Below are 26195 nucleotides of genomic sequence, written 5' to 3' on the forward strand. Positions count from 1 at the left end.
TAATCTATTTTTCTATTATTTGTATGATCGAAGTGGTTCTTCCCAAGGCCACTCACTTCCAGCGTTTGATTCTAATAACAGTACCGAAACAGTTATTCCTGCTTCAAATCCTCTCGTTCCTCCCGGCAGGACGATAAATGCGTTCGCCTCTGCAAGTGAAGAAATTGCACTAGATTTATCTAAACCAACTGGTATAGCTTGCAATGTTCCATCTACAATTTCCACTTTCCCTCTTACAAATCGAGTAAATGGATTTGCTTTCGGAAAGTCTTTTTGTAATATTGCCTCTGCACGAAATACGTGCGGATTTTTCTTATACAAGTATGTTCGAATAACTGGCCGAACAAATAATTCACAACCGACATAGCAAGCAGAAGGATTACCAGATAAACCAAATAGTAGTTTTCCTTCTACCTCAGCTACAGTTGTCACACTTCCTGGTCGCATCGCTATTTTGTTAAAAAGTACATTAGCTTGTAACCTCTTATGAATAGCAGGTAAATAGTCATAATCTCCTACCGAAACGCCACCAGTTGTAATTAAAATATCGACTTCTTTCATCGCTTTTTTTACAGTGTTATAACACGTCTCTAAATCGTCAGCGAATTGCCCATAATACTGTACAACTCCGCCGGCTCGTTCAATTTGAGCAGCAATCATATAAGAGTTACTATTTCGAATCTTTCCTAGCTTTAATTGTTCATGTACTTCAAGCAGTTCGCTTCCTGTCGTTACAATTCCAATAACCGGCTGTTTTATAACATGTACGGAACTATAACCAAACGTAGCAAGAAGCGCTGCTACTCCAGGATTAATAACAGTCCCTTTTTTCACAAGGATGCTATTTTGGTTTACATCTTCTCCTTTAAAAGAAATGTTATCGCCAGAAGAGAAAGAACGTTTTAATACCATATAAATCTTTTCGTTTTCTTCAAATCCTTCCGTTAGCTCTAACATAACAACCGCATTACACCCTTCCGGAATTGCGGCACCTGTCATAATACGGACAGCTTGAAATTCTTTCACTTCTTCTGTAAAAACAAAGCCTGCTCCAATTTCGCCAATTACTTCAAATTGAATGGGGTTACTACTACTCGCTTCTTTTGTATCTTCCGCTCGAATCGCAAACCCGTCGTACGGAGAGCGATCAAAATGCGGAACATCATGATCTGCAATAACATCTTCTCCAAGTGTTCTACCGTAGCTTTCTATAAGAGAAACCTTTTCCATTTCACCTTGGTAGGCATATTTCATTACACGAGCAACTGCTTCTGCTACTGGAATTGGTATACGTTTATCTAACATTCTTTTTTCACCTCGTTTTAATAAGGAAAAAACGATTTTTCTGTTCATCCTATATATTTGGCGTATAATCGTTTTGCTATTTTTACATCATTTGTCCCATGAATAAATGCCCTACCGTCTATAAATAAAACAAAACGATATTCATCAACTAGAAATGATAGTAAGTAAGGCGTTTTTTTAACATGTACACTTTTTTGTAATCGTTTTTGAATTTCGGTTAAATTAAGATTTCTCTTTATTCCTGAACGGATTTGAACTGTATTCCGTCCGCATAACACTTCCGTTTTCATTTGCGCTTCAAATATTAGGCTTGGATACGTTCGTGATTTCCCACAAGAAGGACATGTACTTTTCTTCTGTCTATTTACTTTTAATGAGAGATATTGATTGTTCCAAATATCAAATGACAACATCGACCCTCTTAATGATTCATAATCACCCACCAATATTTTCATCGCCTCTGTAACTTGGTGAGCAACGACCATTTGTACAGCTGGCTGAATGATTCCGGCTGTATCGCATGTTGCACCGCCCATAGGATGATCCATTAGACAGCGAAAACATGGTGTTTTCCCAGGAAGAATTGTATACGTTACACCGTAACTCCCAATGCATCCGCCATATATCCAAGGTATATTTTCTTTTTGTGAAATGTCATTTATAAGTAGACGCGTATCGAAATTGTCAGTCGCATCTAATATGAGATCCACATCTTTTGTTAACTCTTCTATTTCTCGCATTGTGACATCTGTTACAACTGGTACAATTTCCACTTCAGAATTAATCTTTCTTACATGTTCTGCTGCTGCAATTGCTTTTGGTTTACACTGCTGCGCATCTTCTTCTGTATATAACTGCTGCCGCTGTAAATTACTCCATTCGACGTAGTCACGATCAGCAATTGTCAATTTCCCAATTCCCATCCTAGCAAGTGCTTCTGCATTCGCAGCTCCTAGCGCACCCGCACCGATTAGGAGCACATGCTTTTCTCTTATTTTTCTTTGTCCCATTTCACCAATTCCAGAAAACAACACTTGTCTTGAATAACGCTCTTGCATAAGAAATCCTCCTTTCACTATCCACCAATGTAAGACATTTCAACTTTTGGACGTTTACTTGTATTCTCAACCGTTCTTTCATCTGAATATCGATCTGTTCTATATCGCCATGTATCATTTAAAATTTTTAATAGTGATGCATCAGAAATATTTTCTCGAAGAAGCGTTCGCAAATCCGTTCCTTTCGCTCCAAATAGGCACGTGAAAAACTTGCCGTCTGCCGAAATACGAGCTCTCGTACAAGAAGAACAAAATGACTCAGAAACAGAAGTAATAAATCCAACTTCTGCATTACTCCCTACATATCGATACAATTTCGCAACCTCTCCAAAATAACGAGGCTGAGCGGGCTCAATTGGATATACACGATTAATTTTCTCTATTAATTGTTCCTTCGTAATGACTTCTTCAAAATTCCATCCGTTTGTACTGCCTACATCCATAAACTCAATGAAACGGAGCTGAATTTCTTTTTCTTTAAAATAACGAGCCATATGAAGAATTTGACTATCATTCATCCCTTTTTTTACGACCATATTTACCTTTACTTCTAATCCAGCAGCATTTGCTGCTTCTATTCCTTTCAGTACAGGTTTTGTACTTACATTTCTTCCGTTAATTTTTTTGAAGACATGGTCCTCTATCGCATCTAAACTAATATTTACACGTTTTAATCCCGCGTCTTTTAGCGCCTTAGCTTGTTTTGCTAAATGAATTCCGTTTGTTGTGAGTCCAATGTCTTTTAAGCCTTCTAGATTTGTAAGTCTTGCAATTAATTTCGGTAAGTCTTTACGCAATAAAGGTTCACCGCCAGTAAGCCTAATTTTATTAACTCCCATACTTATAAATAATCTAGCTAACCTTTCTATTTCATTAAATGTTAATAAACACTCTTTCTGTAAAAAAGCATAATCAGGTCCGAACACTTCAGCAGGCATACAATATGTGCACCTAAAATTACAACGATCAATAACTGAAATGCGTAAATCTTGAAGTGGCCGCTTTAAAGAATCTTTCATGTTCTCGTGCATCTATATCCCTTCTTTTCTGCTGCAATCCTTAGTAAGCTTTCATTTTTTTATTTGCCTTCATTATAAAAAAGAAGCTACATATTCAATGTGACTTTTCTCACATCACTTTCCCCATTCAAAAAATTTTCACAAATCCGTTCGCATTTTGTTCACATCTTTAGCCACTCCTCCTTACGGTCATTGAAATTTCAATTTATTTTTAAATAGCTCTTGCATTTTCATCATACTTACACTCAAAATAGGAAATGTATTGCTTATAAGAAGAAAGGTGATCACTGTGGCAAACAGTATGACATTATCTCAAGATTTAAAAGAATTACTTGCATCTGTTGAATATAAAATGCAGATAAAAAAAGGTAGTTTTATTTTTCAAGAAGGTATGGAGGCAACAGAACTCTATATCATTCACTCAGGGAAAGTACAAATTAGTAAACTTAGTGCTGACGGACAAGAATTAACACTTCGAATTTGTTCGGAATATGACATTATTGGAGAATTAACATTGTTCACGGATAATGCAAAATATTTATTAAACTCAAAATGTCTTGAAGATGTTGAAGTAGGTGTAATAAAACGTGAAGCGTTAGAAAAAGCATTACTCCAAAAACCCGCTCTTGTATTTGAATTTATGAAATGGATTAGTGAACATTTAAGAAGAATGCAAACGAAGTTCCGAGATTTAGTATTACACGGCAAAAAAGGTGCCCTGTACTCTACTCTTATACGAATGACAAATAGTTACGGTGTATTAAAAGAAAATGGCATTCTCATCGATTTACCATTAACGAATCAAGAACTCGCTAATTTCTGTGCAACTTCACGTGAAAGTGTAAATCGAATGTTAAATGAATTAAAAAAGCAAGGTACAATTTCAATTCATAAAGGAAAGATTACAATCCACGATTTACAATTTTTAAAATGTGAAATTGCTTGTGAAGATTGCTCTGCTTCTGTTTGTAGCATTGATTAGCATCTTATTTAGATGCTAATCTTTTTTCAATTTAAACTACTTATTAACATTTATTCCCTATGTAAACAAAAACGAGGCCTTCCATATTAGACCTCGTTTCGTTTTAACCATTAGCTCCTATCCGTTTACAGCAGTATTATTTTTTCAACTCATTAGGAATACGTCTTCTGTAAATCACATAACTACGGCTTACATATTTAATTGGGGCACTAAATACATGTACAAGTCTTGTAAATGGCCACACTGCGAAAAGCCCCATCCCTGCGAGAATGTGAATTTTAAACCATATTGGTACTTCCATCATATATTCAACTTTCGGTTGGAAAATAAAGAGACTTCGGAACCAAGGGCCAATCGTTGTACGATAATCAAATCCTTTTGAATCGATATTTAAAAATGTTGAGGAAAGTCCTGCTAGCATTACGATAAGTAATAAAATAAGCGCAATATAATCTCCCTTTGTACTCGTTGCAATGATACGTTTTACAGTTACGCGGCGGTACGTTAATATAATTAAACCGCTAATAGAAGCAACACCTGCCGGAAGCCCAAAACTAATTGCTACTACATGATACATATGCTCAGAAATACCTACTGAACGGTATACAGCTTCTGGAATTAAAATCCCCATAACATGACCGCCAATTACGAACATGATCCCAAAGTGAAATAATAGACTTCCGAGTCGGAGCATTTTCTTTTCTAATAGTTCACTAGATTTTGATGTCCATCCAAATTGATCATAGTTGTATCTAAAAATATGTCCACCGATAAAGATTGCAAAAATGATATAGGGAAACAATACCCATAGAAATTGATCCATCATTTTAACAACTCTCCTTTCTAATTTGTCTGTACACCCCATGTTTCGATAGCGAGTAGAACAGCCGCAAGAATTGGTTCATACATACTGTCTGCTTCTTTTAATTGAACGTGTAACGCTTGTATATTCTCCGTGTATTTACTCATAATTGGTTCACTGTCTATCTCATTTGCATTTGCAAAGAACTCAAGCAATAGCGGTAAATAATCAGGTAATTCTTTATCTGTTACTTCAAAACCAGATTTTTTATAATGCTGTTTTAACTCCAGTAATTCAATACCTCTTTCTCTTTGTTCACCAGTGTTCATATAAGTAAGATACATATTTGTTTTCTTACCAAAATCGAATGTATATACGTAACTATCAATGAGTTGATCATTCGTTTTATCTAGCACTTGCTTTATAAAGGCTGTAAGTGACGCTTTAACGTCTTCCTGTTCTATTGTTTCAACCTCTTCTTGCAATTCAGTTACAGCTTCTCTCCACCCTAGTTCAGGATAGGAGAGAAGAAAAGAAGAACAAGAAAAAGCTGTTTGTAAACTTTGTCTCATAATTTTCTGCCCCCTTTATTTAAGAAATTGTCATACAAGAGCCTGGACCACCTGTGAATGATAAACCACAGCTTCCTTGTTCGCTATATAAATCTGCCACTTGTTCACGGTGAGATGTCGGGATAACGAAGCGATCTTTATATTTCGCAATGGCAAGAAGACGATACATATCTTCTACATCCTGTTTCGTTAAACCAAGTTCTTTTAATACAGCTTCATTTGGCTCTTTATTAATTTGCAGTGCTCTCATATATGTTCGCATAACAGCCATTTTTTTCAATGTAAGACGAATGTGTGATTCATCCCCTGCAGTGAGTAAATTCGCTAAATATTGAATTGGAATACGCATATTATCAATTGCAGGGAAAACCTCTTCTGCTTGCCAGTTACTACCTTTCCCTTCCACCATGTTCATAATTGGGCTAAGCGGAGGGATATACCAAACCATCGGCATTGTACGATACTCCGGGTGAAGAGGCAGAGCAATTTTCCAATCGATAATCATTTTATAGATAGGTGAATGTTGTGCTGCTTTAATCCATTCTTCAGGAATGCCTTGTTTTTTCGCTTCAGCTGCTATTTCTGGATCATTTGGATCTAGGAAAACAGTAAGCTGAGATTCATATAAATCTTTTTCGTCTTCAACAGAAGCTGCTTCTTTTACTTTATCAGCGTCATATAGCATTACTCCAATATACCTGATACGTCCTACACATGTTTCTGAACAAATTGTTGGCATACCAGCTTCAATACGTGGGAAGCACATTGTACATTTTTCAGCTTTATTCGTTTGCCAGTTAAAATACACTTTTTTATATGGACAAGATGATACGCAGAATCTCCATGCGCGACATGCATTTTGATCTACAAGAACAATTCCATCTTCTTCACGCTTATACATCGCACCAGATGGACAAGATGATACGCAAGATGGATTCATACAATGTTCACATATGCGTGGTAAATACATCATAAAGACGTTTTCAAAATCTGTTTTAATTTCTTCTTCCATTTTCTTTACGTTTGGATCTTGCAATCCAGTTATATGTCCGCCTGCTAAGTCATCTTCCCAGTTTGGACCCCATTCAATTTTGTCGATAAATTCGCCTGTAATTGCTGATTTCGGACGAGCAACTGGCTGATGCTTACGCTGCGGACTATTTGTTAACGTTTCATAATCATAGTTCCAAGGTTCAAAGTAATCATCAATCGTTGGTTGATCTGGATTGTGGAAAATATTCATAAGACGTTTCATTTTCGAACCGGATTTTAGCTGAATTTCACCATTTTTCAATTCCCAGCCGCCTTTATATTTCTCCTGATCTTCCCATTGTTTCGGATAACCAATACCTGGTTTCGTTTCTACGTTATTGAAATACATATATTCAGCACCTGGACGATTTGTCCAGGTGTTTTTGCATGTTACGCTACAAGTATGACAGCCGATGCATTTATCTAGGTTCATTACCATTCCGACTTGTGCTTTAATCTTCAAGCCAATCTACCTCCTTCAGTTTACGGATTACAACATTTAAATCACGCTGGTTCCCAGTTGGACCATAATAGTTAAATCCATAACTTAATTGACCATATCCACCAATCATATGTGTCGGTTTTACGTGAATTCGAGTTGGACTATTATGCGTTCCCCCGCGATTACTTGTTAATTTCGTACCAGGTACGTTAATGTGACGATCTTGCGCATGATGCATAAATGCCATTCCTCTCGGTATACGGTGCGTTACAACAGCACGCGCTACAACAACACCGTTACGATTAAAGCACTCAATCCAATCATTATCTGCAACACCCGCTTCAGCAGCGTCCTCTTTATTCATCCAAACAGTTGGACCACCTCTAAATAGCGTTAACATCGGTAATGAATCGAAGTACATACTATGAATCGACCACTTATTATGCGGTGTTAAATAGTTTAATGTAATTTCTTTCCCTTCTACTTCAGGTCGTGATTTACGGAACGGTTTATGTTGCAGAATTGGTTTAAATGTTGCCATCGTCTCACCAAATTCTTTCATCATGTCATGGTCTAAGTAGAAAGATTGTCGACCAGTTATCGTTCTCCAAGGGATGAGACGTTCCACATTTGTTGTAAACGGTGAGTAACGTCGTCCACCTTTTTCTGAACCTGTAAAGGCCGGAGAAGTAATTACTGTTTTCGGTTGTGCTGTAATTTGTTCGAATGTAAAGCATTCTTCTTCACGTTCTTCTGCTAAATCACGTAGTTTTAAATCTGTTTGTTTTTCAAGTGCTTCCCATGCTTTTACTGCCATATGACCGTTTGTTGTAGAAGATAGTGTTAATACCGCTTCAGCAGCATTGATTGCTTCTTTGATGTCTGGACAACCTTTCGCGATAGAATCCGTTCGAACGACTCCTAATTTGCTCTTTAATTGCTCATACTCTTTTTCTGCTGACCAAGAAATCCCTTTCGTACCAATCGGTTGTTTTCCGGCATTTGGTCCAAGCGCAGTCATTTTGTCATAAATCGTTTTATAATCCCTTTCAACAACGTGAATTTGTGGCATCGTTTTACCCGGGATTGGTTCACATTCACCTTTACTCCAATCTTTAATCTTGCCAAGTGGTTGCGCTAATTCTTGCGGTGTATCATGAAGAAGTGGTGTTGCAACAACTTCTTTCATTGATTCAAGATCAATTTTCTTCGCTAAATCTGACACAGCTTTAGAAAGTGAAGTGAAAATATCCCAGTCAGAGCGCGCTTCCCACGGTGAACCGATTGCCGGATTAAATGGATGTACAAATGGATGCATATCTGTACTGCTTAAATCGTGTTTTTCGTACCAAGTTGAAGCAGGTAAGACGATATCAGAATACAGTGCTGTTCCAGCCATACGGAAATCTAAATTAATGAGTAAATCAAGCTTCCCTTCTGGCGCTTCTTCATGCCACTTTATTTCTTCTGGTCGTAATGAATCACTGTCGTCATTCATTAACCCATTTGTTGTACCTAATAAATGTTTTAAGAAATATTCATGTCCTTTACCAGAACTCGAAATTAAATTTGCACGCCATACGAATAAGTTGCGCGGGAAGTTGTTTTTGTTATCAGGATCTTCAATTGCGAATTTCAGTTCTTTTTCTTTTAGTTTTTGCGCAACGTATTTTCCGATTTCTTCTTGCGTTGTTGCACCAGCAGCAACAGCCTCTTTATATAATTCAATTCCATTTTTCTCGAATGTTGGATAAGAAGGTAACCAGCCAAGTCGTGCAGCTAATACGTTGTAATCACCGTGATGTTGATAACGAGAGTTACCTTCAACTGGTGATGCTAAATGTCCAACAGGTGTATCTTCATAACGCCATTGATCTGTTACGAAATAGAAGAAGGATGTACCGTTTTGTAATTTCGGTGGACCTTGCCAATCTTTTGCCATCGCGATTGTTTGCCATCCTTCTGCTGGTCTTAATTTTTCTTGACCAACATAATGAGCCCAACCACCGCCGTTTACACCTTGTGCTCCAACGAGAAGAACAAGATTTAAAACGGCGCGATAAATCGTATCAGAGTTAAACCAATGGTTAATACCTGCTCCAACAATTATCATTGAGCGACCATTCGTATCAACAGCATTTTGTGCGAACTCACGAGCGATTTGAATAATAAGCTCACGTTTTACACCTGTCATTTTCTCTTGCCATGCAGGTGTAAACGGTATGTCATCATTGAAGTCTTTTGGTCCTTGTCCGCCAAGCCCTCGGTTCACACCGTAATTTGCTAACGTTAAGTCGTATACAGTTGTAACGAACAATTCGCCCTCTTCTGTCATAACCTTTTTCACTGGAATCGTACGTTCTAATATTTTGTTTCCATCATCAGAGAAGTACGGAATTTGTACAGTTTGAACACTATCCTCCATTCCAAGTAAAGAAAGACGTGGATCAATCTTTTCACCTGTTTCTTCATCTTCTAAACGCAAGTTCCATTTCTTTTCATTATCCCAACGTGATCCCATTGTGCCGTGAGGTGTTGCAAAATCATTCGTATTCTCGTTCCAAAGAACAGGTTTCCATTCCCCTAACTTCGTTTCTCGTCCAATATCAGAAGCATTTAAGAACCGATCAGCAACGAATTGATCTCCTTTTTGTTTCAATGTGACGAAGAAAGGAAAATCAGTATATTGCTTCGCATAATTTGTGAAATATTCCACTTGATTATCTACGTAAAATTCTTGTAAGATTACGTGCCCCATTGCCATCGCAAGTGCACCGTCTGTACCTTGTTTCACACTAATCCAATCATCCGCAAACTTTGTTGATTCAGCGAAATCAGGACTGACAGAAACGACTTTCGTTCCTTTATATCGAACCTCTGCTAAAAAGTGTGCATCTGGTGTTCTCGTCATTGGTACATTTGAACCCCATGTCATAATGTAACCAGAGTTATACCAGTCACTACTTTCTGGTACATCTGTTTGATCGCCCCAAATTTGAGGAGAAGCTGGTGGTAAATCCGCATACCAATCATAGAAGCTAAGCATCGGTCCACCCATAAGTTGCATAAAGCGACTACCAGCAGCATGACTTAACATCGACATAGCTGGAATTGGTGAAAAGCCAACATTTCGGTCTGGACCGTATTTCATTACTGTGTACAGTAAAGAAGCTGAAACGAGTTGTAACACTTCATCCCAATTCGTACGAATGAATCCCCCTTTACCACGCGCCTGCTTATACGTACGTGCCTTTTCACGGTTTTCCACAATGCTTTTCCAAGCCTCTAATGGTGACTCGTTATTTTGCAATTCTTCTTGCCACATATTCCAAAGAACACCACGTACATACGGGTATTTCACACGAAGTGGACTATAAATGTACCAAGAAAAACTTGCTCCACGTGGGCATCCTCGCGGTTCAAAATCTGGCATATCAGGACCTGTAGTCGGATAGTTAAGCTCCTGCCCTTCCCAAGTTACAATTCCATCTTTCACATATATATTCCAGCTACATGAACCAGTACAGTTCACGCCGTGTGTAGAACGAATTACTTTATCATGCTGCCAACGCTTTCTGTACACATTTTCCCATTCGCGATCTTCATATGTTTCTTGTGTATGATTATCGTTATAACGATCTATTGGTGAAAAATATTTTAAACGTCTCATTAGTGCTGAAGTTTTTTTCTTCATACTGTTCACTCCTTTAATACGTCTCTCTTACATACCCTTACTATAAGAGAGGTTGTAAAATACAGATGTGACATTTCGCACAGTTCAAGAGATTGTCAAAAATTCCGGAAAAAATATAAAAAAGTGAACATCTAATCAGTGTGGAGGGCTCACATCCTTCACTGACTGTTAAATTACTTCCTTGCTTCTAGCAAAGTTTAAGATGAAGTACAGATAATAATGAGCTTGCAAAAAATTTCTTATATAATAGAGACAGTAATTTGGGAGTAGTTAAATTTAATATACCTAAATCGTTAAATGAGTTAATAAATGAAAATACAATACTTTAAATCCACCATATCAAGGGCAACTATCCTGAAAATAGTTGAACAAAAAACGCCAGGAAATCCATATGAATTGTCAGCAACTTGGATTGAATCAATAGAAGAATACAACAAGAATGGCAGGATTTTAAGATAATAATACAAGGAGTATATTATGAAATTAGAACCGCTTTACGCAGAAAACATTATAGTAGCCGTCATATATAAAAATGAGTTTAGATGGTATGTAACAGATAAAGAACTATGGTTTTTAGATTATAATAAATTAGATAATGCATATAAAAATTTAGGTATAAGCATTGAAGATAATGACGAAACGGAAGAAAGAAATGGAATAAAAGTATTAGATCATGAAAATGTAGAAGTATTTTTAGTAAGGATTAATCAATATAAAACAACTAAAGAAGAATTAAATTATTTACTACTTGAAAATATTAAAAGGAAAAATGCAGGAGAAGATCTATTAGATTTTAGTCCAATCTTATTAATTAACTTTGATAATAAAATACTATATTCAATGTTTCCAGAACCGGCATCCTACGAAAACTATGTACCAAAAGATTGAAGTGGTACATATGAAGATTTCACTGAATTCATACCTACATCAGAGAAATATTGGATAGATAAGTTTAATAATAATCTACTTTTACTATAATTTAAGTAGGAAAATAGTGATGATAGTATAAGAATTTATTACCTTAATAGAGCTTATGAGATTAATAGAGAAGTAAATAGAGTCACTAAAGCCAGAAATAAAGGAGTAAAATAGTCATGAAATATCCATATAGTTTTGAAGTGCTTAACAGTAGTGATTTAGTTATGAGACTTCCTCAAGAAATTAAACTTGTTGAAACTTTTTTAGGAATTGAAGTTACAGCTTTTGGAGATTGGATTTTAGAAGAAATACATAATGTTTTAAACGGAGAAAAAAATTATGTAGTAGTAAATGGCAATATTTGTGGTTTAGAAATTCGGAACGACACAACTACTGTGTTAGACAATTTAGCCGAAGATGGTAAAGGAGAATATTGTGAGATTGAAACAATGGAATTGGTAGAATTAATTCATATTTGGTTAAATAAACGAAAAGAATATAAGAAAGATAAAAAATAAAAGAGTGTAATAATTTAAATAGCTGACCTCTTCATGTGAAGTCGACTTTATTTTTTATTCATATACATTTTAATCACAAGGCATATTAATATATGTTCCAAACTTTACGCGTAGGGTTTCCTACGCTATTTATTTTGCTCATTGAGGACAATCTTTCCTTCCCTTCCTATATGTTTTACCCACAACAATAGTTTATATCAAGATATATTTTACATAAAACTACAAATCATTATTTACTGTATTGCCCTTAGTTACGGAAACAATTATACTAGATATAATCAAAATAAATAATCTGAATATTCTCAGAATTAAAGTTGGAAGTTTTACTATCTACAAATAGAATTAGAAATATGTCCACTAAATAGATTAGAAAACGATAATAACATTAGGAGGATTACGATGCCCCAGCTTGATTCATTACATCCCACTGTAGAAAAAATAATCAATAATATTGAAAAAATAATGGTCGGAAAACGAAAAGAAACGATCTTAGCTTTGACAGCTCTCTTAGCTGAAGGTCATGTGCTATTAGAAGATGTTCCTGGTGTCGGAAAAACAATGCTAGTACGTGCTCTTTCTAAATCCATTGATGCTGATTATAAGCGAATTCAATTTACACCTGATTTATTGCCGTCAGATGTAACAGGAGTTTCTATTTATAATCCGAAAGAGCTCCAATTTGAGTTCAAGCCTGGACCAATTATGGGGAATTTTGTACTTGCTGATGAAATTAATCGTACATCTCCAAAGACACAATCTGCTTTACTTGAATGTATGGAAGAAGGAAATATTACAATAGATGGTATTACAAGACCTTTACCAAAGCCGTTCTTTGTCATGGCTACACAAAATCCGGTCGAATATGAAGGAACATATTCTCTACCAGAAGCTCAGCTCGATCGTTTCTTATTGAAACTAAAAATGGGATATCCTACACCAGAAGAAGAATTTGAAATTTTAAACCGGATGGAAAAAACAAATCCACTCTCTCAATTACAGACCATTACTACAATACAAGAATTAATTTATTTACAACAAAGCGTACGGGTAGTAAGTATGGACAAAGCAATTAAGCATTACATTGTAAAGCTTGTTAATCAGACTCGTACGTACAGTTCTATACAGTTAGGTGCAAGTCCACGTGGTTCGATTGCTTTAATGAAAGCTTCACAAGCTTATGCATTTATCCATGGCAGGAATTATGTTATTCCAGACGATGTTAAACTTTTAGCCCCTTACGTTTTAGCACATAGACTCATTATAAAAATGGAAGCAAAATTTGAAGGAATAACTGGCGAACAAGTTATCGCAAAAATCGTTGCACGAACTACCGTGCCTACTCAAAGGACAATGAACCCTTGATGAAACGAATGCTGCGAGCGCTATATCACGTTATGAAGTTATTGCTACTCCCTTTATGCCTAGTCTTAACATTTGTGTACGCTATGTTTCAAGGAGGGTTTGTCAGTTGGTTTTTATTTTACAGCATAATTCCCATTGCTCTTTATTCACTACTACTCCCCTTCTACGCTTTACGGGACGCTGAAGTAAAGCGAATAACAAACCAAAATGGATATGTAGTAGGAGAACAATTTGTAAGCACGATTACAATAAAAAGAAAATTTCCTTTTCCCTTACTTTATTTAGTTATAGAAGATGAACTGCCACCACAATTTATAAGTTGTAAACAAATAAAGATGAATAAGGTAGTACTCTTCCCAGGATTGAAACGAAATATTTCGTTTCAATATGTTATTGACACAATCCCTAGAGGCGAGCACACTTTTTCAAGCGTTCGTGTCAAAACTGGCGATTTATTCGGCATGATGGAGAAAGAAGTAACTTTTTCAGTTCCAAATACATTTTTAGTCTATCCCCAGTATGTAGATATAGCGTATCGACAATTGGAAAATCATTTCGAACAAGGAGCGCTTTCAGCAAATATAAATTCAGCAAAAGACTCTACAATCTCGGTCGGTGTCAGAGACTATAAACCTGGCGATCGCTTTTCATGGATCGATTGGAAAGCAACTGCACGAACAAACAATATTATGACAAAAGAGTTTGAACAACAGCGCAGCCATAATATCATGATATTCATAGACAGAACCGAGTCTCCTCTATTCGAATCAGTCGTCACATTTACTGCCTCTATCGTAAGGGCTGTCTTGAAACAAAATTCACCAGCATCATTCGTGTCTATCGGAAAAGAACAAACTATTTTCCCTTTAGACAATGGAGATACGCAGTTACAACAAATCCTTTGTCATTTAGCAAAAGTACAAGCAGACAGTGTATTCCCGCTCTCCCAGAGTGTAGACATGGAACTAAGAAAAATTTATGAGCCCGTCACGGTTATACTCGTGACCAGTAATCTTTCTCCCGATATTCAAAAGGCGGCTGATTGTGCTGCTATAAGAAATAGAAAATGTATGGTTTTTGTCGTGAAAGAAAAAGCGAATCAACTTTCACACCGAGAACTCAGTATACTAGAAACTCTAAAAAAACGACAAATATTTGTAAACACGGTTTATGAAAACCGGTATACAAACGTGTTTTTTGAGGTGAACAAATGATGATATTACAAGCAAAATACAAGTGGGATACGAACAGATTCTTCATGCATGCATGTGTATTTCTTCTTTTACTAGAATGGCTAAGACCTCTTATAGGTATTACAAATGTAGGTAGATTAGATATTTTCGTAACATTTATAGGAATTTGCTTCGCTCTCTCTTTTTTTCAAACGAGGTGGCAGATTCCTATAAAAATTGTCACAGTCTTATTTATCATTCATTCCCTATATTATAAAAATGCTTTTATAAATCCATCTTGGCTAACAACATTCTTTTCTGATATGTTTCGAAATTCCTCCCTGTTTTTCCAAGGGAATTTACTAGATATTTCTCCAGTTTTTCCGACGTTTTTATTTTTTCTCTCATTTTGGTTTTTGAGTTCTTTCACTTCATTTTGGATTATTCATAAAAAACGTGGGTTTCTATTCCTTGTATTGACTATTATTTATATCGCAACTTTTCATAACTTACATTTATACAATGCAAACTACGCTATTATTCGTACTGTTGTCATCGGCTTTTTTATGCTTAGTCTTCTTCAAGTAGAACGAATAAAAGAACGTGAACACTTACAAAATTATGCTAGAGAAATCTCAAAATTACTTAGACCACTTACAATATTTATCGTATTATTAGCAACCATTGCATACTTTGCTCCAAAATTTGGCCCTCAATGGCCAAACCCAATGGATTTTTTAAAATTCAACACATCTGAAGCAAGTAAAGAACAAAAAATTTCTACAATTGGGTATGGTTTAGATGACTCGCGATTAGGCGGTCCTTTTAAGGCGGATCCTACAGTTGTTTTCACAGCACGAACGCAAAACAAACAATATTGGAGAGTAGAAACAAAAGATTTTTATACAGGAAAAGGCTGGGAAATTTCTGAAAATCCGAAAAAGATTTCTTTTAAAAATAAAAACGACGTCGTAAGCTGGTACGAACAAAATACAAAAATGAAAACGACTGAGGCAACAATTACCATGCAAAAAAGTTATCCTCACCTTACCTATCCAGCAGGATTAGTATCAGTTGAGGCTGCTTCTGATGTATCATACAGTGTTGACCCGTTTTCAGAAAAAATTTATACAATGAATGGAGACTCTTCTACTACTTTACATTCGTATAAAGTAACATATGAGATCCCTGAGTTTTCCATAGAAAACTTGAAAGCTGTAAAAACAAATGAAGGTCAAGAAACAAATCCTTATTTTATGACAAAGTACACACAACTTCCCAAGTCATTACCACAGCGCGTAAAAGACTTGGCTGTCAATCTTACAAATGATAAAGACAACCGATATGATAAAGTATTAGCTATTGAAAATTACTTTACAGACAACTCTTTTACATACGAATCAACGAATGTCTTATTCCCTGCCAAAAGCCAAGATTATGTAGATCAATTCCTTTTCGATACAAAAAGCGGCTACTGTAATAATTTTTCGACGTCTATGATTGTACTACTTCGTTCTGCCGGGATTCCTGCTCGCTGGGTAAAAGGCTATACAGAAGGAACTCTTGACAATACACTTGCCTCTGCAGAAGGTGAGGATGTTTATACAATCACGAACGATAACGCACACTCTTGGGTCGAAGTATATTTCCCAGGATACGGATGGATTCCATTCGAACCAACAAAAGGATTTACTAATCCCTATAATTTTATAAATAATACGCCTGCTCCTATTTCACAAAATAGCGAAGCAAATAATTCTAATAACACGCAAATACAACAACGAAATAATGAAGCAAAACTTAAAAGTTTAATAAAAAATACAGAAGAAGCTTCTACTAAAAAGGTCACAAATTCTCAAACTAGTTTTTCTTGGTGGTACGTATTCCTCTCTACGATACTAATTAGTATTATGGGATACATTCTCTTCACCACTAGAATGATATGGAGGACATTTCTTATTATTCATTTCTATAAATACCGAAAAAATGATGCTGTTTATCAAAAAGCTTACGGTGCACTTTTAAAACAATTTGCAAGAATTGGCATACCACGGGGTGAAAGTCAAACATTCCGAGAATACGCTCTCCATATCGATACACTTTACAACTCGGCCGATATGCAACAACTTACTGCCAGTTATGAGAACGCTATGTATAAACAGGGGCAGGCTGCAGCAGAATGGAAGAAATCCGTACACTTATGGGAAGTGCTTATGAAAAAAGCAGCTTCTCTACCTAAATCAGATGGCTTTGATACAGTAATTTAATCTTGAAAATGTAAGTTTAAAGAAAACGTCTCAAAGAACTACATTGTTCTTTGAGACGTTTTTTAATAAAGTGAAACTCCTAATTATTCTCCAAGTACCTTCTCAATCTCAACCTCTAAATCTACCGGCTTCGTCTGTGGTGCAAAACGCCCTACTACTTTCCCGTCTTTTCCAATTAAAAACTTCGTAAAATTCCATTTCACTGCTTTCATACCGAGTAAACCTGGTGCTTGTTCTGTCATGTATGTATATAAAGGATGAGCCTTATCACCTTTCACATCAACCTTTGCAAACATTGGGAAGTTTACACCGTAGTTTAATTCACAAAAACTAGTAATATCCGCTTCTGTACCTGGTTCTTGTCCTCCAAATTGGTTACAAGGGAATCCGAGTATTTCAAGTCCTTGGTCTTTATATTTATCATACACCTCTTGTAATCCTTTATATTGCGGTGTGAAACCACATTTACTAGCTACATTTACAATAAGAAGTGCTTTTCCTTCGTAATCTTTTAACGATTTTTCTTCACCGGTAATTGTTTTAGCTGAAAAATCATAAACTGTCATTGTCTTTGCCCCTCTCTTCACTATCATTCTATGTTTATACTATACTACATTCGTGAATATACATCTCTTATTACGTACTTATAAGATATAATGATAACGCTTTATTTCCGTTCAAAATTCGACACATACTACTAGACTTTTATGATGGAAAGTTTTACAATTGAAATGTGAACAAAATGTGACAGTTTATATTCCATTATAAAAGAAAAGGATGGTGTCCATTATGAAAACTGCACAACATGAAACGATTTCAAATCGCGAGTTTTATTTCGTACTATATATGATGTTATTGTATGTTACTGGCTGGGTAATCGATGTAAATGGTTTATTCTTAAGCTCCTACTTTAATTTAGCAGGAGAAATTATGCTTCCATTAGTAGGCGGGATTGTTGGACTGTTCATTATGTCTATTAATAAACAACAAACGAAATAATAATATTACAAAAAGGCAGAAGACGAGCTTCGTTTTCTGCCTTTTTTCTATTTTAGCGTATAATAGAAACATGCAGTATATAAGGAGTGGTAAATATGAAAAAAGTAGAGCAATTATCTTCTCACCTATATCTGATTGATGATTTCGATTTACAACATAATGAACGAACTGGTACGTACGTTTTATTAGGTGACGATATTACTTTAATTGAAACTTGTGCAGCCCCTTCTCTTCCGTATATTTTAGAAGGCTTACAACAATTACATATTGATTTAAACGCAGTTAAAAACATTATCGTTACACACGTTCATTTAGATCACGCAGGGGCTGCTGGTTTAATGATGGAAAAGTGCCCAAATGCTACTTTATATGTGCATTCTCGCGGTGCTCGTCATATGATTGACCCAACAAAACTCATTTTAGGTGCAAAAGCTGTATACAAAGAAGATTTTGATAAACTATTTGATCCAATTCTTCCTATAGAAGAAGAACGTGTTCGTATTGTACAACATGGTGATACGTTAAAAATTGCCGAAGAACGTATCCTTACATTTTACGATACACCGGGGCATGCTAAGCACCATATTAGCATTCACGATTCATTAACAAACGGGATTTTCACTGGTGATACAATTGGAATTTATTATAGAGAACTCGCAAACGTTGGTGTAGAACTGTATCTACCATCAACGTCCCCTTCACAATTTCAACCAGATGCGATGATTGCTTCTAAAAATCATATTCAAAGTATGGATGTAGATACTATTTATTTCGGTCATTACGGCGCATCCTCTCATGTTACAGAAGTATACAATCAACTGGAACATTGGCTACCTATTTTCGTTCAGACTGGTAAGGAAGTCTTTGAAAAGTATAATGATTTCGATGAAGCGACTAAAGCTTTACAAACTTTGTTAATGGATAAAATCTCTTCTCATCTTACAAGGTTAAACGTTCCATCAGATCATTCCGTTTATAATATTTTACATCTAGATATAGAAATTAGTGCAATGGGCATTATTGATTATTTCACGAAGCAAGAAAAAGCAAACTCCACTATTAACTAACAGTAAAAGAAGAGATATACAACAGTAGTTATTGTATATCTCTTCTTTTTTTGAATATATTTTGAGTAAAGGATGGTGGAATATAATGCAAAAAGTGATGCTATACCTCTGCTTTACATTATTTATCGTCTTATTATTATTTGTAGGAGTAAAAATTCAATTTTATTTAGATACAGACACGCAAGTGAACTTTAACGTTTATCCAAGATTATTCTACTTTACACTCTTCCCTCTTATAGTTGGCATTTTATTACGATTCCTTCAATCTATTAATCGCGAAACAAGTAAACAAAACTGGAGCTTTCAACCGGATAAATTTATTGCTATTACAGTGCCTACACTATTCATTTCCTTTTCCCCAGCACTACTCTTTTCACCACTTGCAGAATACCTACCTTATTTAGTTAATATTATTCTAATAAATACAACTTTTGTTACGATAATTAGTTTAATAGCTGGTTATTCCCTTTTAGATTGTTTTATACAAAAAGATACTGCAAATATGAAAAAATATAATTGAACACTCTTTTTTTGTTTTAATAAAAAAGCTCAAAGCTAAAGCATTGAGCTTTTTACTTATCTCACCTTTTCATCTACATACTCCATAAACTGCTCCGCTTGAATAAATCTTTCTTTGTACGCCTCAGGTACTTCTTCTACTTTCATCCCACCAGTTGATTTTGTCTTCACTTGTACGATTTCATATGTCATTAAAGCTTCCACATAACGGTCAAACTCTTTTTGTGTTAATACTTCTTTACTAGACTTATGACCATTTAATTTATCAAAGTATGGCTGAAGACCCATACTTACCTTTTTCATTTCTTCTCTTTTTGCTGGTGATAATTGATCATAATCAATATTACCGTTCGAATCTCCGTATGCAAGCTTTGCATTTGTTAATTTTTTTAGTTCTTTTGTAAACTCTTCATATTCTTTCGCACCCATTTCATTTTTTGCTTCTGATAATTTTGCACTAAAACGCATATACGCCTCTAATGTCATCGTTCCGGCATGTTTTTTTAAATTCTCGAAAGATCCGTATATACCGTCCGCCATAATAGATTGATACGCAAAACCTGTCGTCGGGATTAAAAGAGCTGCTGCAAGTACTCCTGCGATAAGGCGTTTCTTCCTCTTACTCCGCCCGTGCTTCATTTTTATTTGTACGATTACTTTTTCTTTTAAATCCGGCGGGGCAACAATACCTTTTGCTTCTTCTTGTATAGATTCCCTAACTCTACAATCTAAACTCATTTCACATTCCCTACCTCTCCTAAAAAGATTTCTTCTACTTGCTCTTTTTGACGTAGTTTCTTTAATGCCGCATGAATTCTAGATTTCACAGTACCAATTGGAATATGTAATATTTGTGCTACTTCTTCTTGTGAATAATCATGTAAGTATCTTAAGATAATAACTTGTTTCAATTTATACGGTAATTTATGAATGAGTTCAATTAGTTTTTGGTTTGATATTTTACTTACAACATCGTTAGAAAAATCAATTTGCACTGACTTTCTTTGCTCTTCTGCTTTTTTTATAATTCGTAGTCGCATCCACCTCTTTCTTCTATAAGAGTGAATTTGTTTAATCGCAAGTCCAATTGGCCAAGGACGAAATGGCTTCTCGCTATCATACTTACGAAGCGATTCATATAGTTGTATGTATATTTCTTGAACGACATCATCTACATCCGTTTTATCCTCTATTAAAAAATGTGCTGTTTTATATATTTCTTGAATCGTTTTATCATACAACTTGCTATATGCTTCTTTATTTCCTGATAAAGTTAATTGGATTAAATGTGCGTAATCTATTTCACCCTTCATATTCCAGCCCTCCTTTGTCTTACACTATATATTGGCAGGTAATTCATATTTCGTTCGATTTTTTAAAGTTTTTTTATATAAATTAATATTATGATTCATTGAGTTCATAAGCTTCACTTATAACCACACATAACTATTATATATTTTTCCAATTTCTGATAAAGATTTAAAATAATTTATATAGTCAAATTTAGGAGGATATATGATGAAAGCTATCGTTGTAACGTCGTTCGGTGGTCCTGAAGTGATGAAATATACAGATTTGGATATACCGGCTATTTCAGAAGATCAAGTTTTAATTCGCGTTGTTGCTACTAGTGTAAATTTCGCTGATATTAAATTACGTTATGGTAAAAAAGGAAATAAAGCACTACCTTTTATTCCAGGTATAGATGCCACTGGTATTGTAGAACGTGTCGGTTCTCATGTGAAAAATATTCACCCTGGACAACGTGTCATTGCTTTTCCTCAAAATGGATCTTACGCAGAATACGTTGTTGCAAATGAAAATCTTACTTTCGTATTACCCCATGAAGTTGACTTTCAAACTGCAGCCGCTTGTCCAATCGTATCTTTTACAAGCTATAATTTACTCGCAAATGTTGCAAGGCTTCAACAAGGTGAATCTGTACTCATTCATGCGGCTGCTGGCGGAATTGGCACTACTGCTATTCAACTTGCTAAACTATTAGAGGCTGGAACAGTTATAGGCACTGTCGGAAGTGAAGCAAAAAAAGAAATTGCTTTAGATGCTGGAGCTGATTATGTTATTTGTCATCAAGATGAAGATTTTGTAGAGAAAGTCAATGGGCTGACAAACGGAGAAGGAGTGAATATCATTTTGGACTCTATTTCTGGAACTGTTTCTGAAAGAAGTTTAAACTGCCTTGCTGATTACGGTCGCCTCGTTCATTTCGGTAATGCTAGCGGTGAAATTGGTAACTTTCAAACGAAAGATTTACATGCAAGTTGTCGCTCTATACTCGGTTTTAGCTTTGGAACCACACGAAAAAAGCGTCCTGAACTGCTCCAAGAAACTGCAAATGAAGTTTTCCGTTATTTGCGTGACGGACGTTTACAAATTAAGGCTACGAAATCTTTTCTACTTCAAAATGCAGGGAAAGCACATGAATGGGTCGAAAGTAGAAAAAGTACAGGGAAAGTAATACTAACTGTTTAGTCCTCTTCCTGAAATGAATACTGGAAACAGAGGTGGCATTCATGGGATCACGAATTATGCATGTTATTATCGCTAACGGTATTGCTGAGAAACTATCTATTCACGATAAGACTTCTTTCTTACTTGGAGCTGTAGCCCCTGATGCTGTTCATTCAAAAAAAGAAAAAGGAACCTCACATTTTTATGCCGGTACAACGAAGAACTATACGAGAAGAATAGATTATGATTCATTTTTTCATAAATATGAATCACATATAGATTCCCCATTTATTTTAGGCTATTATACCCACCTCATTGCCGATGATAATTGGCTAAGTGGATTTTTTCTACCTTGGCTAAAAAATAGAATAGAGAATGACGAAACTATCGCACCCCTGTACTATAACGATTTTAAATTGTTAAATGCAAAGTTGCTTCATCATTACGATCAAGAACAACAGCTTTTCTCTCTTCTCAATCAAGAGGCTCACATTGTGGATATTGAAGAGGTTTCTAAAGAAAACGTTTTAGCTTTTCGAAAGTATCTTTTTGAAGATATGTTGTATCCAAAGCAACATTTGCATGAAGACTTACAAGTATTTACGTTTGACCAAATCGTTGGCTATATTGAGACAGCTATTAAAAAAGGAGTATTTTTTATTAAACAACTCTCTAATGAAAAATCCACTTCAAAAATTTAATCCCCCTCAAATATATTTGAGGGGGATTTTCACATAGCAATATTATTATTGGTTCTTCTCCATAACCGCAAAATAATTCCCTTCGCTATCAGCAAAGTTAAACACTTTACCAGAAGGCATGGTTACCATTTCTCCAACAGTAACATTTTTATTTGTTAAATCTGTATATAATTGATCAAGATTTTCTGAGAAGAACATTAGGGACGGTGTACCAAGATTCAATTCTGGGCTCATTTTAGAAATAATTTCTTTATTATGTAATATAATGCTCGTTTCTGCACCGCTTTTCGGAGCGATTTCAATCCATCTCATTCCTTGCTTATTATCTTCCTCTGCAACTACATAAAACCCTACCTTTTCCGTCCAAAAATTTACTGCCTCATCTTGATTATTTACATATAACATAATTTGTCCTACTTTATGGATCATTACATTTCCCCCTAATGGTTTTTATATTCTATGTAGCTTTCTACAAATACTATCGTTATTCCTTTTGAGTTGGTATGTACTTCTTTGCAAAATTTATCGACTGACTCATCCCATCCAGTTCATCAAAATAATCATTTCTTTCAATCATGTTATATCCGTCGAATCCAATTTTATCTAATACTTTGAAGAATATATCGAAATCTACTTCACCATTCCCTGCTGCGACTTCAATATACTTACTTGAACGATCACTTTTCACTTCTTTACAATCTTTAATATGAGTTTGTACTATATAATCTTTTAATAGTAATAAACCTTCTTCCGGATTTTCATTTACATCACTTATTAAATTTGCTGGGTCAAAGTTAACAGCTAGTCCTTTCGAGTTTGCAGTTTCTAAAAATCGTTTTAATACTATTGCTTTTTCAGATCCCGTCTCAATAGCAAAGACTCCCCCAAATTTGAACGCTAATTCCCCTATTTCATTACAAACACGTAGCATTTTATCATAGTAGGCACTTTTTTCATCATCTGGAACTTTCCCAATATGAGCTGTTATGTTCTTTGCCCCAAGCTCCAAACCTCTGTCAGTAATATATTTAAACTGATCTATTGCACTCTCAGCTTCTATTCCCATAATTCCATTTTCTCCAAAACTAATTGCTAATGATGGAATCTTTATTCCATTAAAAGATACGCTTTTCTTTAAAGCATTCCACTCTGCCATTGGAATATTAGCTAAGTTAAAGTTTTTATTCATAGCATATAATTGAATATATTCTAACCCCCATTCTCTCGCCTTTTTTATTCCTTCGTTTACTTCAATATATTTTGTATTCAAAAACATTCCTAATTTCCTATCCATATATGTACCTTCTTTTTATTATTTCGCATCATTTTAATATTCGACTTTTTTATATTATTTCCTCGTATAAACCAAATAAATAAACTACCCTTTTTTCGATACTCCCAGTAGAAGCATATATATGATAGGCACATTAAAAACACTAATACAATTCCCATTATCACTTGTTTACAAACAAAAAAGACGTAACTACAAATAGTTACGCCTTCTCCATCATTTATCTAGGCTTTTTCTTCCCAGTAAATGCTGGTTTCTTTTTCTTTGGTGCTTTCGGTTTCGTTTCTACGAATGATCCTTTGAACATTTCTTGCTTCGTAAATACGATGCCTAGTTTTTTCGCAAATTGCAGTAATTTGCGCTCTTCTTGTGGAGTTACAAGAGATACGACAGTTCCTTCTTTACCCATACGTCCAGTACGTCCTGAGCGGTGAATATATTGGTCTACTGTGTCTGGTAACTCTAGATGAATTACATGTGTTAAATCGTCAATATCGATACCGCGCGCTGCAATATCAGTAGCAAGTAGAATTTCTAATTTCCCTCCGCGGAAAGCACGCATTGTCGCTTCGCGCTCTTGTTTACTTGCTTCTGCATGAAGAGCCGCCGCTTTCATTTTACGGAATTTCAATTTCTCTGTAATTTCATCTAAACGGAATGGATCGTTTAAGAAAGCAACTGCTTTTACATCGCCCATATGCATAATTCTTCTTACGTAATCATTTTTTTCGCGTCGCTCACAAATGATATACGTATGCTCAACTAAGCTTTTTGATTCTGCACGTGTTACACGTACTAATTGTGGTTCCACTGCTAAATCACGTGCCGCATCTTCTGCCGCTTTTGTCATTGTCGCCGAGAAGAATACTAATTGACGATCGCGCATCGTTGATTTAATTACATCTTGCACTGCGCCCATCATTTTTTGCTTTACAATTTGATCAAACTCATCAAATACAATTGTTTTTACTTCATGCATTTTTAGCTTTTTCATACGAATTAATTCTAAAATACGGCCTGGTGAACCGACAATTACTCTTGGGTGTTTCTTTAATTTTTCAACTTGGCGCTTAATATCTGCACCACCAATTAAAGATGCACCTGAAATTTCAGTTCCTGCTGTAAACTTTTGAACCTCTTCATGAATTTGCATTACAAGTTCACGTGTTGGCGCTAAAACAACAACTTGTGGCTGTTTTACTTCAGGATTAATTTTATGTAAAAGTGGTAATAAGTACGCTAATGTTTTTCCTGTTCCAGTTGGAGATTCAGCTATAACGTCTTGTCCTTCTAAAATAGTTGGAATCGCTTGTTTTTGAATTTCAGTTAACTCTTTAAAACCAGCCTTCTCCCAAGCTTGTTGTAAAAATGGTTGCATATCTTTTATCATTTGTTTTTCTCCTTTATCTCTATTTTTGAAGAAAATGCTGTATTGTTCGCACCGTTTCTATCATGTGTGAAATAACAGCTATTAAATCATCAACATGGTCTTCTGTAATCGCTTTTTGAAATAGAACCTCTACCTTATTATGATATGAAATCGCTCGCTTATTATATTCGTATGAAACTTTCTGCATAATCATTCTTTCTTTTCCCCATATAGAACGCATTAATGTTTCAATTTCTTCGCATTTTACTTCTGGTTGTTCTAACGGGAATGAAAATGCTAGCTTCATTTCACAACCTGGTGTAAACTGAGGCACTTCTAGTATTTCACCAGACAAGTTCTTTGCATCCACAGATAATGAAAATGTTGCTTCTACTAATGGTTCAAACGGTTCTGTTAATTGAAATGAGATATGATATATACGACTTAATGAAGCAAGATCCATCATATCTTTTCGATCTGTTACAAGAATATCTCCATGTAGATCAAAATCATACACAGCACCTTCTACGATTACTTTTAAATTGTCAAAAGCAGTTGGATCAAACATAATTTCCTCCAAAAAACAGGCGCCTTTCGATGGAAAGGCGCCACTTGATGTATATATAGTTTACAG

24 protein-coding genes and 1 pseudogene are annotated in these 26195 nt (G+C 35.4%); 11 read left to right on the top strand and 14 right to left on the bottom strand.

Going from position 1 to position 26195, the window contains the following annotated elements; all coding sequences use genetic code 11:
- Window positions 1–15: 15 nt before the first annotated feature.
- From EBQ15_RS09990 to moaA, 3 genes are read right to left on the bottom strand one after another with little or no spacing between them, the layout of a single operon-like run.
- A complete protein-coding gene (locus EBQ15_RS09990; protein ID WP_000884820.1) occupies window positions 16–1305 on the bottom strand; it encodes a molybdopterin molybdotransferase MoeA in 1290 nt (429 codons plus the stop codon).
- Between the two features lie 44 nt (window positions 1306–1349).
- Window positions 1350–2363 (bottom strand): molybdopterin-synthase adenylyltransferase MoeB, encoded by a 1014-nt coding sequence (locus EBQ15_RS09995; protein WP_001158129.1) that lies wholly within the window; start codon window positions 2361–2363, stop codon window positions 1350–1352.
- Window positions 2364–2380: 17 nt separating this feature from the next.
- Window positions 2381–3394 carry a GTP 3',8-cyclase MoaA gene (gene moaA, locus EBQ15_RS10000; RefSeq protein WP_000545033.1) on the bottom strand — a complete coding sequence of 338 codons (1014 nt, stop codon included), beginning with the start codon at window positions 3392–3394 and terminating at the stop codon, window positions 2381–2383.
- A 277-nt stretch (window positions 3395–3671) separates the two neighbouring features.
- On the opposite strand from moaA, the gene EBQ15_RS10005 reads away from it, so the two are divergent.
- Window positions 3672–4364 (top strand): Crp/Fnr family transcriptional regulator, encoded by a 693-nt coding sequence (locus EBQ15_RS10005; protein ID WP_000013866.1) that lies wholly within the window; start codon window positions 3672–3674, stop codon window positions 4362–4364.
- A 136-nt stretch (window positions 4365–4500) separates the two neighbouring features.
- On the opposite strand, the gene narI is transcribed toward EBQ15_RS10005, so the two are convergent.
- Genes narI through EBQ15_RS10025 form a run of 4 tightly spaced genes read right to left on the bottom strand, consistent with a single transcriptional unit; the run spans window position 4501 to window position 10906 of the window.
- The gene (gene narI / locus EBQ15_RS10010) at window positions 4501–5190 is read right to left on the bottom strand and encodes a respiratory nitrate reductase subunit gamma (RefSeq protein WP_000969222.1); all 690 of its coding nucleotides are present in this window, start codon (window positions 5188–5190) and stop codon (window positions 4501–4503) included.
- Between the two features lie 17 nt (window positions 5191–5207).
- Window positions 5208–5738: a nitrate reductase molybdenum cofactor assembly chaperone gene (gene narJ / locus EBQ15_RS10015; protein WP_001249924.1), complete on the bottom strand. Its 531-nt coding sequence runs from the start codon at window positions 5736–5738 to the stop codon at window positions 5208–5210.
- A 19-nt stretch (window positions 5739–5757) separates the two neighbouring features.
- Window positions 5758–7233: a nitrate reductase subunit beta gene (narH, locus tag EBQ15_RS10020; RefSeq protein WP_000692662.1), complete on the bottom strand. Its 1476-nt coding sequence runs from the start codon at window positions 7231–7233 to the stop codon at window positions 5758–5760.
- On the bottom strand, window positions 7223–10906 hold the full coding sequence (locus EBQ15_RS10025; protein ID WP_000730784.1) for a nitrate reductase subunit alpha: 3684 nt from the start codon (window positions 10904–10906) through the stop codon (window positions 7223–7225). The genes narH and EBQ15_RS10025 overlap by 11 nt, the downstream gene beginning before the upstream one ends.
- A gap of 477 nt (window positions 10907–11383) precedes the next feature.
- On the opposite strand from EBQ15_RS10025, the pseudogene EBQ15_RS10030 reads away from it, so the two are divergent.
- The 5 genes and pseudogenes from EBQ15_RS10030 to EBQ15_RS10050 all read left to right on the top strand — a co-directional run bounded on the left by EBQ15_RS10030 (window position 11384) and on the right by EBQ15_RS10050 (window position 17143).
- Window positions 11384–11884, top strand: a pseudogene (locus tag EBQ15_RS10030) (hypothetical protein).
- Between the two features lie 116 nt (window positions 11885–12000).
- Complete coding sequence (locus tag EBQ15_RS10035; protein ID WP_000877039.1) at window positions 12001–12342, top strand: hypothetical protein; 342 nt, start codon at window positions 12001–12003, stop codon at window positions 12340–12342.
- A 399-nt stretch (window positions 12343–12741) separates the two neighbouring features.
- On the top strand, window positions 12742–13704 hold the full coding sequence (locus tag EBQ15_RS10040; protein WP_001135808.1) for an AAA family ATPase: 963 nt from the start codon (window positions 12742–12744) through the stop codon (window positions 13702–13704).
- On the top strand, window positions 13704–14918 hold the full coding sequence (locus tag EBQ15_RS10045; protein WP_000827541.1) for a DUF58 domain-containing protein: 1215 nt from the start codon (window positions 13704–13706) through the stop codon (window positions 14916–14918). The genes EBQ15_RS10040 and EBQ15_RS10045 overlap by 1 nt, the downstream gene beginning before the upstream one ends.
- The gene (locus EBQ15_RS10050; protein ID WP_033682820.1) at window positions 14915–17143 is read left to right on the top strand and encodes a transglutaminase TgpA family protein; all 2229 of its coding nucleotides are present in this window, start codon (window positions 14915–14917) and stop codon (window positions 17141–17143) included. The genes EBQ15_RS10045 and EBQ15_RS10050 overlap by 4 nt, the downstream gene beginning before the upstream one ends.
- A gap of 83 nt (window positions 17144–17226) precedes the next feature.
- Here EBQ15_RS10050 and bsaA read toward each other — a convergent pair whose 3' ends face one another.
- Window positions 17227–17709, bottom strand: a complete 483-nt coding sequence (gene bsaA, locus EBQ15_RS10055; protein ID WP_000219434.1) for a glutathione peroxidase — start codon at window positions 17707–17709, stop codon at window positions 17227–17229.
- A gap of 223 nt (window positions 17710–17932) precedes the next feature.
- Here bsaA and EBQ15_RS10060 point away from each other — a divergent pair, with 223 nt between their 5' ends.
- The 3 genes from EBQ15_RS10060 to EBQ15_RS10070 all read left to right on the top strand — a co-directional run bounded on the left by EBQ15_RS10060 (window position 17933) and on the right by EBQ15_RS10070 (window position 19729).
- Window positions 17933–18142, top strand: coding sequence for a DUF3925 domain-containing protein (locus tag EBQ15_RS10060; RefSeq protein ID WP_000844984.1), 210 nt, complete (start codon window positions 17933–17935; stop codon window positions 18140–18142).
- 95 nt (window positions 18143–18237) lie between these two features.
- Window positions 18238–19209 (top strand): MBL fold metallo-hydrolase, encoded by a 972-nt coding sequence (locus tag EBQ15_RS10065; RefSeq protein WP_000755001.1) that lies wholly within the window; start codon window positions 18238–18240, stop codon window positions 19207–19209.
- 85 nt (window positions 19210–19294) lie between these two features.
- Window positions 19295–19729 (top strand): hypothetical protein, encoded by a 435-nt coding sequence (locus EBQ15_RS10070; protein WP_001174544.1) that lies wholly within the window; start codon window positions 19295–19297, stop codon window positions 19727–19729.
- A 56-nt stretch (window positions 19730–19785) separates the two neighbouring features.
- On the opposite strand, the gene EBQ15_RS10075 is transcribed toward EBQ15_RS10070, so the two are convergent.
- The gene (locus EBQ15_RS10075; RefSeq protein WP_000050677.1) at window positions 19786–20466 is read right to left on the bottom strand and encodes a DUF3600 domain-containing protein; all 681 of its coding nucleotides are present in this window, start codon (window positions 20464–20466) and stop codon (window positions 19786–19788) included.
- A complete protein-coding gene (locus EBQ15_RS10080; protein ID WP_000675560.1) occupies window positions 20463–21041 on the bottom strand; it encodes a sigma-70 family RNA polymerase sigma factor in 579 nt (192 codons plus the stop codon). Before EBQ15_RS10080 ends, EBQ15_RS10075 begins: the two co-directional genes overlap by 4 nt.
- A 205-nt stretch (window positions 21042–21246) precedes the next feature.
- Here EBQ15_RS10080 and EBQ15_RS10085 point away from each other — a divergent pair, with 205 nt between their 5' ends.
- Window positions 21247–22221, top strand: a complete 975-nt coding sequence (locus tag EBQ15_RS10085; protein ID WP_000644628.1) for a quinone oxidoreductase family protein — start codon at window positions 21247–21249, stop codon at window positions 22219–22221.
- A gap of 41 nt (window positions 22222–22262) precedes the next feature.
- Window positions 22263–22901, top strand: a complete 639-nt coding sequence (locus EBQ15_RS10090) for a zinc dependent phospholipase C family protein (protein ID WP_000535620.1) — start codon at window positions 22263–22265, stop codon at window positions 22899–22901.
- 45 nt (window positions 22902–22946) lie between these two features.
- Here EBQ15_RS10090 and EBQ15_RS10095 read toward each other — a convergent pair whose 3' ends face one another.
- The 4 genes from EBQ15_RS10095 to EBQ15_RS10110 form a co-directional block, all read right to left on the bottom strand.
- Window positions 22947–23330, bottom strand: a complete 384-nt coding sequence (locus EBQ15_RS10095; RefSeq protein ID WP_000581486.1) for a VOC family protein — start codon at window positions 23328–23330, stop codon at window positions 22947–22949.
- A 55-nt stretch (window positions 23331–23385) separates the two neighbouring features.
- Complete coding sequence (locus EBQ15_RS10100) at window positions 23386–24195, bottom strand: sugar phosphate isomerase/epimerase family protein (protein WP_000375213.1); 810 nt, start codon at window positions 24193–24195, stop codon at window positions 23386–23388.
- Between the two features lie 217 nt (window positions 24196–24412).
- Window positions 24413–25582, bottom strand: coding sequence for a DEAD/DEAH box helicase (locus EBQ15_RS10105; RefSeq protein ID WP_000588613.1), 1170 nt, complete (start codon window positions 25580–25582; stop codon window positions 24413–24415).
- A gap of 19 nt (window positions 25583–25601) precedes the next feature.
- Complete coding sequence (locus tag EBQ15_RS10110; RefSeq protein WP_000460220.1) at window positions 25602–26129, bottom strand: hypothetical protein; 528 nt, start codon at window positions 26127–26129, stop codon at window positions 25602–25604.
- Window positions 26130–26195: the final 66 nt, after the last annotated feature.

This window comes from Bacillus sp. 2D03 (assembly GCF_003946765.1).
Taxonomy (GTDB): domain Bacteria; phylum Bacillota; class Bacilli; order Bacillales; family Bacillaceae_G; genus Bacillus_A; species Bacillus_A cereus.

Excerpts from the sequence above, each read along its gene's own strand:
- EBQ15_RS09990 (WP_000884820.1), bottom strand. The coding sequence starts at position 1,305 with ATGTTAGATAAACGTATACCAATTCCAGTAGCAGAAGCAGTTGCTCGT.
- EBQ15_RS09995 (WP_001158129.1), bottom strand. The coding sequence starts at position 2,363 with ATGCAAGAGCGTTATTCAAGACAAGTGTTGTTTTCTGGAATTGGTGAA.
- moaA (WP_000545033.1), bottom strand. The coding sequence starts at position 3,394 with ATGCACGAGAACATGAAAGATTCTTTAAAGCGGCCACTTCAAGATTTA.
- narI (WP_000969222.1), bottom strand. The coding sequence starts at position 5,190 with ATGATGGATCAATTTCTATGGGTATTGTTTCCCTATATCATTTTTGCA.
- narJ (WP_001249924.1), bottom strand. The coding sequence starts at position 5,738 with ATGAGACAAAGTTTACAAACAGCTTTTTCTTGTTCTTCTTTTCTTCTC.
- EBQ15_RS10025 (WP_000730784.1), bottom strand. The coding sequence starts at position 10,906 with ATGAAGAAAAAAACTTCAGCACTAATGAGACGTTTAAAATATTTTTCA.
- EBQ15_RS10035 (WP_000877039.1), top strand. The coding sequence starts at position 12,001 with ATGAAATATCCATATAGTTTTGAAGTGCTTAACAGTAGTGATTTAGTT.
- EBQ15_RS10040 (WP_001135808.1), top strand. The coding sequence starts at position 12,742 with ATGCCCCAGCTTGATTCATTACATCCCACTGTAGAAAAAATAATCAAT.
- EBQ15_RS10045 (WP_000827541.1), top strand. The coding sequence starts at position 13,704 with ATGAAACGAATGCTGCGAGCGCTATATCACGTTATGAAGTTATTGCTA.
- EBQ15_RS10050 (WP_033682820.1), top strand. The coding sequence starts at position 14,915 with ATGATGATATTACAAGCAAAATACAAGTGGGATACGAACAGATTCTTC.
- bsaA (WP_000219434.1), bottom strand. The coding sequence starts at position 17,709 with ATGACAGTTTATGATTTTTCAGCTAAAACAATTACCGGTGAAGAAAAA.
- EBQ15_RS10060 (WP_000844984.1), top strand. The coding sequence starts at position 17,933 with ATGAAAACTGCACAACATGAAACGATTTCAAATCGCGAGTTTTATTTC.
- EBQ15_RS10065 (WP_000755001.1), top strand. The coding sequence starts at position 18,238 with ATGAAAAAAGTAGAGCAATTATCTTCTCACCTATATCTGATTGATGAT.
- EBQ15_RS10070 (WP_001174544.1), top strand. The coding sequence starts at position 19,295 with ATGCAAAAAGTGATGCTATACCTCTGCTTTACATTATTTATCGTCTTA.
- EBQ15_RS10075 (WP_000050677.1), bottom strand. The coding sequence starts at position 20,466 with ATGAGTTTAGATTGTAGAGTTAGGGAATCTATACAAGAAGAAGCAAAA.
- EBQ15_RS10080 (WP_000675560.1), bottom strand. The coding sequence starts at position 21,041 with ATGAAGGGTGAAATAGATTACGCACATTTAATCCAATTAACTTTATCA.
- EBQ15_RS10085 (WP_000644628.1), top strand. The coding sequence starts at position 21,247 with ATGAAAGCTATCGTTGTAACGTCGTTCGGTGGTCCTGAAGTGATGAAA.
- EBQ15_RS10090 (WP_000535620.1), top strand. The coding sequence starts at position 22,263 with ATGGGATCACGAATTATGCATGTTATTATCGCTAACGGTATTGCTGAG.
- EBQ15_RS10095 (WP_000581486.1), bottom strand. The coding sequence starts at position 23,330 with ATGATCCATAAAGTAGGACAAATTATGTTATATGTAAATAATCAAGAT.
- EBQ15_RS10100 (WP_000375213.1), bottom strand. The coding sequence starts at position 24,195 with ATGGATAGGAAATTAGGAATGTTTTTGAATACAAAATATATTGAAGTA.
- EBQ15_RS10105 (WP_000588613.1), bottom strand. The coding sequence starts at position 25,582 with ATGATAAAAGATATGCAACCATTTTTACAACAAGCTTGGGAGAAGGCT.
- EBQ15_RS10110 (WP_000460220.1), bottom strand. The coding sequence starts at position 26,129 with ATGTTTGATCCAACTGCTTTTGACAATTTAAAAGTAATCGTAGAAGGT.